Annotated in this window: 1 protein-coding gene; it reads left to right on the top strand. The window is 68.4% G+C overall.

From position 1 onward, the window contains the following. Positions 1-445: NUDIX hydrolase (locus tag AC5LSR_RS18275; RefSeq protein WP_493468725.1), on the top strand; the 445-nt coding region annotated here is incomplete at its 5' end. Between the last annotated feature and the right edge of the window lie 185 nt (positions 446-630).

Genomic DNA, 630 nt, shown 5'->3' with positions numbered 1-630 from the left:
TCCGCGTATCCCGCGAGTGATCACATGCGCCTACCTGGCCATCGCGCCCAGCCTGCCGCTACCGACCGCGGGTTCGGACGCGCGGGCGGCGACGTGGCTGGCCGTCTCGGAGGCGCGGCAGGTGGGGCTGGCCTTCGACCACGACGACATTCTGCGTGACGCGGTGGAGCTGGCCAGGGACGAGCTGCGGTTCCGGACGATCGCCACCACCTTCTGTCATGATTATTTCACTATCGGTGTGCTACGTGAGGTGTACGAGGTGGTCTGGGGGGCCGAGCTGGACAGGCCGAACTTCCACCGCAAGGTCACCGACGCCGCCGGGTTCATCGAGCCGACCGGGCGCAAGCGGCCCACGCCCAACGGGCGTCCCGCCGCCCTCTATCGGGCTGGCCCCGCGACCACGCTGCTGCCCCCGATGATGCGGGCCCGTTTCGCCGCCTCCTGAACAGGATCGTGAACGGGAGCGGTGCGTCTCCGTGCACCAGCTGACTGGACGTGGACCTTGATGTGGACCTGGATGTGGGCGTGGCCTTGCGCTATCTGTGATGGAGCAGCCGGCGTACGACGACGGCAACATGATCGGTGTCGGTGGGTGCCAACGTGCCGAGACTTCGGCTGACGCGGCGGGCC

The organism is Protofrankia sp. CiP1_Cm_nod4 (genome assembly GCF_982290645.1).
Note: the sequence above shows the minus strand (reverse complement) of the source record. Positions and strands in the feature narration are given on the sequence as shown.